A 10,243-nucleotide genomic window follows, 5' to 3' on the forward strand; every position below is an offset into this window, starting at 1 on the left:
TGTTAGAATGAATGAGCTATAAAAGAAATGAGGGAAGTCATTGAGCCGTAGAACAGTTACGATTTTAACTATTATTCTTTTGATTGTACTAGCAACTGGTTTGTGGTTGTTTTCTGAAAGTCAAGAGAGTATCGAACAAGCTGAAAAAGAAACAATCGAACTAGTCAATTACGACTATCCGATTGATATTGTAAATGATTTTTATTGGTTTACTCTTGATGATTCATATTTTAGTTTAGATTTTGTTGATCAAGAAGGCCAAAGACGCTATGCTATTGTTGCTCAAGATGGCGGTGACGTAGATTATTATACTGATCAAGACTTAATTTCTGAAGATGATGCCAAGTCTTTAGCTGCTAATTATAATGAAGTGGCCTCTTTTATGAATACGCGCTTGGGGATGGTTGAAGATGTCCCCGTTTGGGAGGTAGCCTTTAAAGGCAAGGATCAGCACTTGAATTATTACTATATCAATGCTAAATCAGGTGAGTGGCTTCAAACAATCGGAAACTTATAATTTAATGGAGCATCACTTAGGTGGTGTTCTTTTTAATAGGAGGGGATTCAATGGACTTACTCCATATGATGCAATCTGGCTTTACATTAGTGCCGACTGTATTTATTAGCAAGTTTAACCAGCTTGATTTAACAGGAGATGAAGCTATTTTACTGATCTACTTAATCTATGCTAGTAATCAACAAAAGGATATTCAAGATTTAGACCAAGTAGCAGCCGGCTTGGCTTGGAGTGTGGACCAACTTTATGATACTTTAGCTAGTCTGCTTGATAAGGGATATATTCATATGGATACTATTACCAATCAAGAAGGGAAGCAAAGTGACCACTATTCCATTCAGCCTTTTTTTAATGTTCTAGAAAATTTAGCTTCTGCTGAAGATTCACCGGTCGTAGAAGCAGAATCAAGTTCTAATACTCAGTTTCAAGTGGCAACTCATTATGATGTGGGACAATTATTAGATGACTTTCAAATGGAATTTGGACGTAACCTATCGTCAATGGAGCTGGAGATGGTGAGTGCCTGGGTTGATAAGGATCAGCAGCCGCCTGATCTGATCCGTCTAGCTCTTAAAGAAGCTATCTTAAATCAAGCGCCAAATATTAAATATATTGATAAAATCTTGCTGAATTGGCAGAAGCGAAACATTAGAACAGCTGAGGAGGCTAAGGCTTATATTGAAGAAAGAAGTGGGCGCATTCTCAAAACCAAGCAAAGAAAAGAAGAAAGCCTGTATGATCAAGTTGAAATTCCTATTTATGATTGGGACTTTAAATAAGATTATTACAAAGTGAATACAATTCAGTTAAGTAGCTGAAATCTGCTTGATGTCTATCTGATTCCTTGTTAGACTATGAAATAGTTCAGGTTCGAAACAAGGCCTGAAATTATTTAATTATTAAACTAAACAAGGTGATAAAATGAAATTCAAAAATAAATTAATGTTGGGAGCTTCTTTCTTAGGACTCTTAGCACCAAATGCTTTGGTACAAGCTCAAGAGACGGAAGCTATTCAAGACGATAGTCAATGGCAAGCTCGAAATGTTAACGATGTTGTCAGTGAAATTATTCGTGATAACAATGGAAACTTAACTTATACTATTCAAGCAGGGGATACTTTATCAGTGATTGCTGAAGCTTTCTCTAGCGAACTTGAAATTTTTCAGGCTATGGATAGACAAGTGGGCGCACAATTGATGCAAACAGGTAGCCAAATAACAGCTCATCAAGATGTCAACGACTTGACCTATGCCTTTACTGTTGAAACGGTAGCAGGAGACTCTTTCTCATTTGATACGCTAGGCAATCATCAAGCCAATCAAGTAAGTAGTGAGACCGTTCTTGCCCCCGTTCAAGAGTGGGTTGAAACAGAATCAGAGCCAACAGTTTCCCAAGTAAATGTTTCTGATTCAGCTAACCAGTCAAAAACATTAGTTGAAGAGGTTCCAGAATGGACCGCAAACGAGCCTAGTCAACCAGCTATTGGCGGTAATGAACAAGTTGTCACTACAGATGTTGCGCCTGCCAACCAGCTAGTTACTGATTCGGCCGTATCGACTGATCAAGCAAGCTTTTTGGGTGCAGAGACAGAAGCTGACTTAGCTGGGGAAGTGACTCCGGTTAGTGAAGAATTACCAGTTAGCCAGTCTGGAGAATTGAATCCTGCTGGAGAGTCTACTCCAAGTGAAGAAAGTCACTTAGAGACAAATAATCCAGTTGAATTGGAAGTGACGAACCCAGAAGTTATCACTAGCTCTGAAGCTGAAGTGGAGACTGCTCCGGCAGAATCGACCGTTGAATCAGTATCAGAAGAAGTAGTAGCTACTCCGGCTGAAGCTATTGACCCTTATGCTAATCCAGAGAATGCTGGCCTTACTGCAGATGCAGCAGCTTACAAGGAGAAGGTAGGATCTATGTACGGCGTGGAGGATTATAGTCTATACCGTGCGGGTGATCCTGGTGATCATGGGCAAGGTAAAGCAGTAGATTTTATGGTCTATGATGATGTTGCAAAAGGTAATGCTATTGCGAATTACTCGATTGAAAATATGGCTGCTAATAATATTAGCTATGTCATTTGGCAACAGCAAATCTACGGAGACTGGAACCGTCAATGGACGCCTATGGAAGACCGTGGTTCTGTAACAGCTAATCATTATGACCATGTTCATGTATCTTTTAACTAATGATTATGAGACCTTCGGGTCTCTTTTTTCATCGTAACGGAAAGCTCCCGCTAGTGGATTCTAATTAATTAGATCACTGGCGGGAGCTTTTTTATTCTATTCGAATGAGGAAAAGTCAACGATGCGGTCACAATATTCACAAGCCAATTCTTCATCGTGTGTAATGACAATAACAATTTTTCCAGCTTGAGCTAGCTGCTGGAGAATTTGTCCCATGGACTGCATATTCCAATAATCTAGTCCGCTTGTCGGTTCATCAAAGATAATTATTTCTTTACCTGACAAAACGGCTGAAGCAACGGCTACGCGTTGTTTTTGTCCTCCAGATAAAGTCATGGGATGACGATCTTCAAATTCAATTAAATGCAGTTGTTTCATCACTGAGTGATACTGGTCTGGGTACTTGGCTTGCAGTAAAACTTCTTTTTTGACCGTTTCGCTAAAGAGTTGGAAGTTAGGATCTTGCATCACTAAAAATGCTTGATTCAAAAGTTGATGGCGAGATTGTTTTTGACCTAAATAGCGTATCTGACCTTTGAGTGGTTTGAGGAGTCCTGTCAGAGTTTGAGCGAGTGTTGTTTTTCCAACACCATTAGGGCCTATTAATCCCGTAATTTCTCCTTTGTTAAAAGAAAGATCCAAGGATTGGATGATTGGGTCTTTTTTAGAGTAACCTAGTGCTAGTTGTTGACATTGTAAGTCACCAGTTACGGATTGTTTTGCCTTTTCTTGGAGTTCTTGTCGTTGCCGGCTGAGATTGGTCGACCTCAGGCCTAGATTATGCAGGCTTTGGTCTTTAAGTTGGGTAAATTCTTCTTTGGACCATTCTCTTGTTATTTGTCCATCTTCCATATAGATGAAGCGGTCCACTAAATCCACAGCCCATTCTAACCGGTGTTCTAGAATGATTAGACTTGCGCCCTTGGCTTGAATTCTTTGGATGAGACGTCTTAGTTTTTGAATCGCTGCATGGTCTAAATTGCTCGTTACCTCATCTAATATTAACAGAGGCGGACGGGTAGTGGTAGCAGCTAGGAGAGCGACTTGTTGTTTTTCTCCGCCTGACAAGTCAAAGATGTTGCGGTCCAATAGTTGTTGACAAGAAAAAATCTCACATAAGTGGTCAATCGTCCATTGAATTTTATCTGCTGGTTTGCCAAGATTTTCTAAGGTAAAGGCAAGCTCATGGGTGGTATTTGTAGCAAAATGCTGTGTTTTAGGGTTTTGAAACACGGTAGCCACTAAGGGGACATAAGCTTCGATTGGAGCTGAACCAGCCACTAAATGGCTGGTTTTGGCTTGACCTGTCAGTTTCCCTTGCAAATAATTTGGCGCCAGGCCATTGATTATGCGAGTTAGACTTGTTTTGCCACTACCACTGGCCCCACAGATAAGGATAGTCTCTCCCTGTTTAACTGTTAGATTGATATCTTTAATACTGGCTTGGGTTTGGTGCTGATAGGTAAAGGTTAAGTCTTGACAGCTAACAAGATTCACTGAATTCCTCCTTTATAAGGTTACAATTAACATGATTAGCGCCAGAACAAGGTAGATATAATCATATAAACTAAGCCTTAATTGGATCAGGCTTGTTTGTTTATGTTTAATTCCAAGTCCTTTGGTTAGATTAGCAATTGTTAAATCTTCAGCCACTTGGCTAGCATTCATTAAGAGAGGGATCAAACCATATTCAAGGGATTGGAGGGGGTGGCGTATAGATCCCCAAGCCCCGATGGTGATTCCCCTAAAGGCTAGAGCGTGGCGAATCTGCTGATAATCATTCTTAATGGTTGGAAAAAATCGCCCTGTAACTGCTAAGGGTATGGTGACAAATTTGGGTAGACCGTATTGTTTGCATAAGGCAATCCATTCTTCAACGGGAGTAGTCGTTAGGGCATAAGTACCCGCTATCAGACCCGGCATCATATCTCTTAAACCAATGCTTAAAAAAGACAACATATAATAGATAAAAGAGTTGCCAATATGGGGAAGGATCCACAGGTAGATGATAATTTGGATAAGATAGCAAGTAAAAAACACACAGGCAAGCTTTAGTCGCTTACCTACAACAAATAGTAACAACAAAAATAAAATCCAAAGAGTCTCAGCCCATAGGAATAATGACTGAGCCATAAGAATGATGGCAATAATGAGAATTGCTAATTTGCTTCTAGGATCAAGAATCATCTAAATAATCCCCGATTGTTCAAAGTGCTTACTAATCATTTTTTGCCCAAAAATTCCCCCAATTAAGGCAGAAATTAAAATTACTAGGACCATTATCCCTGGTGAATCGACCAGCAAATGATTGAAAACGGACTGCACATAGGATAAGTCCCGGCCCTGGTTAAGTAGTTCCTGGGTGTAAGATTTGGTATTTAGATAAAGCGGGATAATGGGACCACAATTGGCTAGGGAAAAGATAAGGTAACTAATGACCAGCATGGGCTTGCTACGATAGTGGCTAGGTAGGTTCACTGCATCCGCTAATAGAGAAAATCCGACAGCCGGTATCAAGGCAAACGGAAAGCGACCGCTAATAAAAAAGAATATCCCCATAATGGAACCCATAATCGTGATGGCTCCGAACTTTTGTACCTTTGCGACACACAACATGAAAACTGTACCACTAATCAGAGCGGTAATGGCTGGAATAAAGATATAAGAATAGCCAGGAATTAAAAAGACACATATTAGGGCAGCTACAGCCACCAGGATAAAGTAAATGGTTGAATAGATCGCGATAGAAATGAGGTCTGAAATTGTTAGTTTTTGCATCAAAGGGCCTCCTTAGTCATAAATACTTTCATTATAAGAAAAGCCTAGAGTGATTTCAATCCCTTTGCGGCAGAGATGAGAAAAGAAAATCAACTTGCAAAAAAGAACATATGTTCGTATAATTAAAAAGAAAGGAGGTTCAAAATGGGAATTATTGATTATAGCCTAGAACCAAGGTCAGATATTGCCTTTATTGATATGAAGTCTTTTTACGCAAGTGTGGAATGCGTCGCTATGGGACGGCATCCCTTAAAGACTTCTCTTTGTGTAATGAGTCGATCGGATAACTCTAAGGGCCTAATTCTAGCTGCTTCACCTACCTTTAAAAGAGTATTTGGTCAGAATAATATTGGGCGAGCTTATGACTTACCTTTTAGGGTGGAAGATCGCCGGTTCAATTTTCAAAGAGCGCATCGTCTAGGCCTAGCTGTAACAGATGATTATGTTCACTTTATCGAAGACTGGGCCCGTAAAACAGAAATTGTTCCGCCCAGAATGTCTTATTATATTCAAGTGAATATGCAAATTCAGGAAATACTGACCCATTATGCTCCCAAGGAGGAGATTGTTCCTTATTCAATTGATGAAGCCTTTATTGATTTAACACGCTCCTTAAATTATTTAGCTGGAGAATACAAGGGCCGTCAAAAACAACTCGATGTGGTTTCTCAGAGAATCCAAGAAGAAATATTAAATGAAACAGGAATTTATTCGACGATTGGTATGAGCAATGCGAATCCACTTTTAGCTAAGTTAGCCTTAGATATTGAAGCCAAAAAGAATAAAAATATGCGGGCTAATTGGTCTTATGAAGATGTTGAAAGTAAAGTATGGCAAATCGAAAAGTTGACTGACTTTTGGGGCATTGGTAAACGAATGGCCAAACGTTTAAACCGCCTGAAAATATATTCCATCTATGATTTAGCCCATGCTAACCCGCAAATCTTAAAAGATGAGTTAGGGGTCATAGGCTTGCAGCTATGGTTTCATGCCAATGGAGTTGATGAAAGTGATGTTCGCTATCCTTACCGTCCAAAATCTACTGGATTAGGTAATTCACAAATTCTACCGCGTGATTATTATCACCAAGCGGATATTGAACTTGTTTTAAGCGAAATGGCAGAACAAGTAGCAATCCGATTGAGACGATCCCACCAAAAGGCTTCTTGCGTAGCTATTTATATTGGATTTTCTAAGACTTGTTCCAAGCAACCGATCATTGCTCAAAAATCGATAGAAGCAACCCAACGAACAAAAGTCTTAAGGCAACATGTCCTAGATTTATTTAGAAGAAAGTACCAAGGAGGGCCAGTACGCAATATTGGTGTTCGCTATAGTCAAATGTCCGACGATACTTATCAGACGATTTCTTTGTTTGATGATTATGAGGCCTCGATCAAGATGGAAAAATTAGAAAATGCGATTGATGAAATTAGAAGCAAACACGGCTTTTTAGCCGTACAACCGGCTACAATACTCAAGGATCACTCACGAACCTTGGCACGTAGTCGTTTAATTGGAGGTCATGCTGCAGGTGGAGCAGGGGGGTTAGATGGACTATCATGAGAGTTAATCGTTCCTATTTACCTTATCGTGCGGCAAGAAATTACCAAGACCGTCAAATGGCTAAGTGGATGGGTTTTTTCTTGTCTGAGCATACGACAGCTATGGGAAAAACAGATCCTAGTATTGATTGGGATCAAGTGATGGAGGAGGAAGTGAAGCTTGTTCTCTTAAATCAAATTTATTTTCACCATCTCTCTGCCAACTTTTGTATTCGTAAGCAAGAAAGTTATTTTTATTTTTTTGGTCAGATTGATCAATGGACTCACGACCGATTGGCCTTGGTGAACTCGGAATCCTATCTATGGGTTAATTTTGCTGATATTTTAAATGTCTATTATCTAGACAGTGATGACGATGGATTTTGATAGTAGGCATTAATTGGCTTAAAATTTAAAAAATAAAAATGTAAAACAGAAAAAAATGTGTATTTATATTATGAAGACATAAATTTTAAAAGGAGTCGATACTATGTCCTATGTTAAATACACAAGTTTATTCTGTTTGTTAGGCTCTCTCTTCCCCCAGCCAGTTCAAGCCATTAGCCCGGTTACACCTTATGTGTTAGCCCGAGAGATCCAAGTGGAGGAATCTAACGCCCAAGCGTGTGCTATTTATTTGCGCGGGGAGGAAGCTACACCAACAATTGTAGACCAGAGCAATCAGCAAAGCCAAGAGCAAATTCGTTCGGCACTTGAAGAAAAGCAAGCTTTATTCGAAGCGTTGAATCAAGAGATCGTCGCTCTTGAATCTCAAGGGGAACATTCGCTAGCGAATGTAGCCGAGCAAGTAGAGCATGTGATAGAAGAAGTTTATATGCATTATTTCGACACGGATCCCGATTTTCCTAGCTATAGCCAAGAAGCACAGTATCAGCTCGTCAGCCAGCATGAATCTGTTCAAGAATGGCAGGCTTATCATGAGGAATTGAGGCAAGAATTGGAGTCTCTCTTGGCCCAGCGCAATGAGGTTGAGGCAGAGTACAATGAGCTTAACTATCAATGGAGCCAAATACAAGAACAACAACAAGCCAATTCACAGCACCAAGCAGCTTTGAATCAGTGTGCTTTGTATCCTTACACTAGCGACTATTTAGCAGTGGACCAGATTTTGATTGATCAAGATACTCTACCCTTGAGTGCTTATTTGATTCAGATTGATAAATACTTAGCTCAGCTAGTCCCCCCAGCCTACAGTAAAGTTAAATTTAGTGATATTGAGCGAATCTATGATAAGTATTTACAGCAGGCGAATACCTTCCAAGTTCCTGCTGACAAGCAAAATGTTCAAGTTGATCCTCAAGCCTACCAAAAATACCAAATGGTCAAAGAATTAAATTTAATTGAAGTTGAAACGCTAGCCATTTATCATCTGGCTCAATATCAGGCTAATTCGGATCTTCAAGCTTATACGCGGGCGTACAATCAGCTGATTGAGACCAAGGAAGCTCAGTTTCAAACATTCTACCAAATCAATGCGGAGTCCTTTCAACTCCTTAAAGAAAAACTAGCTGATTATTTGAATCAACAAGCCCTAACAGATTCAGAAACGATTGGTCAAATTGCCAAACTCCATAATCGCTATCAAGTCAAATTAGTTCTCTATGATGAAGCTAGCGGCCAGTGGCAAATGAGCGGAGAATCTTCAGGTTATGTTAATGATTACCGTGGACCCATTCAAGCGGACCGGGTTCAAGCTCAAGAACAAGTTCCTCAACCGGAAATACCAGCAGAGGATAATTCAGCCCACTTAAGCTCCGAGATAGAACTAGACTCTGAATTACCAGAGCGGAATCAATTGAATAATCACTTAGCTGCCATCAAAGATAGGTTAGGCAATCGACGGTCTCCCTCCAAATCTAAGAATCTACCAAAGCCTAGCCATTCGATTAAGTCATTGGATTCTTCCAGTGAGCTTTCAAGTGATGAGACTGGCCTGTCTAACAAGCAAAATATTGGCTTGCCTGATACAGGCGAACAGCGACGCTACTTGATGATAGCTGTGATACCATTGGTTATCGGACTGGGTTTACTTGGATATCAGCTTTGGACTAAGTACCAAAGGCGTAAGGCATGGAAAGAGATGGACCTGGATTAGCGGTCAAATCCTTGAAAGTCCTTGACTAGCTGGTTATAATATGGACTATAAAGGAGAGGATAACATGACTTATACAGCGCAAGATTTCACCAATGATGCCCGAGATTTTAAGTCGGTGACGGCAGCAGTGGCAGAAAAATTAATTGCTAGTCAAACGGGTGAAGTAGTATTTGTGGGACGGCCAACTTGTCATTTTTGTCGCAAGTTCATGCCGAAGCTACATCAAGTTGCTAAAGATCATCAAATCGAAGTCAACTATTTATCATCTGAAGTAAGTGGCAATACAGAAGAAATTGAGGCTTTTCGTAACCATTACAAGGTTCAGACCGTTCCAGCCTTAGTCTATTCTGATCAAGAAGGGACTAAAATAGTCTGTGACTCATCTTTAGAACCAGAAGAGATTGAGGCCTTCTTAAATTTACCTATAAAGTAATCAATTAGTTTATTCATTAAATTCTCATTTTTGACAAATTTAATTTGACTTGTTGAATGAAATCACTTAATATGGCATTAATCAGTTTACTAATACAATAAAATCAAAGAATTGGCTAGTAAGTCTTTAGGTATTTCCAGCGAGATAATGTAGGTGAAAGATTATCAATAGCTAAAGACTGAATCGCACCAATGAGATGCATCTTAGGATGCCGCTTGAAGGCGTTATTTTAATGAGTGATAGTAAGGAATACTATTAATGTAGAGTGGTACCACGGATTTTGTTCGTCTCTATTTTGGTTTAACCAAAATAGAGACCTTTTTATTTAAATGATAAATTGCAATAAATACTGCGACAAATTAATTCATCTTTTCAAGTTCGTGCATTAGTATCTCAAACGGCGTTTTAAAACCTAAACATTTACGAGGGCGATTGTTTAATAGCCATAAGGCCTCATATAAATCTCTTAAGTTTATCCTGGCCAAATCAGTTTTCTTGGGAAAGAATTCTCTTAATAAACCGTTTGAATTTTCATTTGACCCTCGTTGCCACGCGCTATAGGCATCAGCAAAATAGAAATCGATTCCTTTTTCCTCCACCTTTGGATAACAAGCAAACTCTTTGCCACGATCAGACGTAAACGTTTTTAAAGCTTTCAATGGAAAGGA

General features: G+C 39.5%; 11 protein-coding genes and 1 other annotated feature. Of the genes, 7 read left to right on the forward strand and 4 right to left on the reverse strand.

Features of this window, described 5'->3' with window-relative positions; genetic code table 11:
* The first annotated feature begins 40 nt into the window (after window positions 1-40).
* From T408_RS0105710 to T408_RS11745, 3 genes are all read left to right on the forward strand, one after another.
* Window positions 41-517, forward strand: a complete 477-nt coding sequence (locus T408_RS0105710) for a PepSY domain-containing protein (RefSeq protein ID WP_028119102.1) — start codon at window positions 41-43, stop codon at window positions 515-517.
* 50 nt (window positions 518-567) lie between these two features.
* Window positions 568-1,296, forward strand: coding sequence for a DnaD domain-containing protein (locus tag T408_RS0105715; RefSeq protein ID WP_028119103.1), 729 nt, complete (start codon window positions 568-570; stop codon window positions 1,294-1,296).
* Between the two features lie 142 nt (window positions 1,297-1,438).
* Complete coding sequence (locus T408_RS11745; protein WP_051444816.1) at window positions 1,439-2,704, forward strand: LysM peptidoglycan-binding domain-containing protein; 1,266 nt, start codon at window positions 1,439-1,441, stop codon at window positions 2,702-2,704.
* A gap of 96 nt (window positions 2,705-2,800) precedes the next feature.
* Here T408_RS11745 and T408_RS0105725 read toward each other — a convergent pair whose 3' ends face one another.
* From T408_RS0105725 to T408_RS0105735, 3 genes are read right to left on the reverse strand one after another with little or no spacing between them, the layout of a single operon-like run.
* Window positions 2,801-4,201 (reverse strand): ABC transporter ATP-binding protein, encoded by a 1,401-nt coding sequence (locus T408_RS0105725; RefSeq protein ID WP_028119104.1) that lies wholly within the window; start codon window positions 4,199-4,201, stop codon window positions 2,801-2,803.
* A 12-nt stretch (window positions 4,202-4,213) separates the two neighbouring features.
* Window positions 4,214-4,891, reverse strand: coding sequence for an energy-coupling factor transporter transmembrane component T (locus T408_RS0105730; RefSeq protein WP_028119105.1), 678 nt, complete (start codon window positions 4,889-4,891; stop codon window positions 4,214-4,216).
* A complete protein-coding gene (locus T408_RS0105735; RefSeq protein WP_028119106.1) occupies window positions 4,892-5,482 on the reverse strand; it encodes an MptD family putative ECF transporter S component in 591 nt (196 codons plus the stop codon).
* A 144-nt stretch (window positions 5,483-5,626) separates the two neighbouring features.
* Here T408_RS0105735 and T408_RS0105740 point away from each other — a divergent pair, with 144 nt between their 5' ends.
* The 4 genes from T408_RS0105740 to T408_RS0105755 all read left to right on the forward strand — a co-directional run bounded on the left by T408_RS0105740 (window position 5,627) and on the right by T408_RS0105755 (window position 9,575).
* The gene (locus T408_RS0105740) at window positions 5,627-7,048 is read left to right on the forward strand and encodes a Y-family DNA polymerase (protein WP_028119107.1); all 1,422 of its coding nucleotides are present in this window, start codon (window positions 5,627-5,629) and stop codon (window positions 7,046-7,048) included.
* The gene (locus T408_RS0105745; RefSeq protein WP_035420236.1) at window positions 7,045-7,413 is read left to right on the forward strand and encodes a hypothetical protein; all 369 of its coding nucleotides are present in this window, start codon (window positions 7,045-7,047) and stop codon (window positions 7,411-7,413) included. Before T408_RS0105740 ends, T408_RS0105745 begins: the two co-directional genes overlap by 4 nt.
* Window positions 7,414-7,516: 103 nt before the next feature.
* The gene (locus tag T408_RS0105750; RefSeq protein ID WP_028119109.1) at window positions 7,517-9,142 is read left to right on the forward strand and encodes a hypothetical protein; all 1,626 of its coding nucleotides are present in this window, start codon (window positions 7,517-7,519) and stop codon (window positions 9,140-9,142) included.
* A gap of 64 nt (window positions 9,143-9,206) precedes the next feature.
* The gene (locus T408_RS0105755) at window positions 9,207-9,575 is read left to right on the forward strand and encodes a glutaredoxin family protein (RefSeq protein ID WP_028119110.1); all 369 of its coding nucleotides are present in this window, start codon (window positions 9,207-9,209) and stop codon (window positions 9,573-9,575) included.
* A gap of 97 nt (window positions 9,576-9,672) precedes the next feature.
* Window positions 9,673-9,870, forward strand: a binding site (T-box leader).
* 64 nt (window positions 9,871-9,934) lie between these two features.
* On the opposite strand, the gene T408_RS0105760 is transcribed toward T408_RS0105755, so the two are convergent.
* The coding region (locus T408_RS0105760; protein WP_028119111.1) for an IS30 family transposase at window positions 9,935-10,243 on the reverse strand (309 nt) is incomplete at its 5' end.

The organism is Hutsoniella sourekii ATCC 700629, assembly GCF_000518205.1.
Classification (GTDB): domain Bacteria; phylum Bacillota; class Bacilli; order Lactobacillales; family Aerococcaceae; genus Hutsoniella; species Hutsoniella sourekii.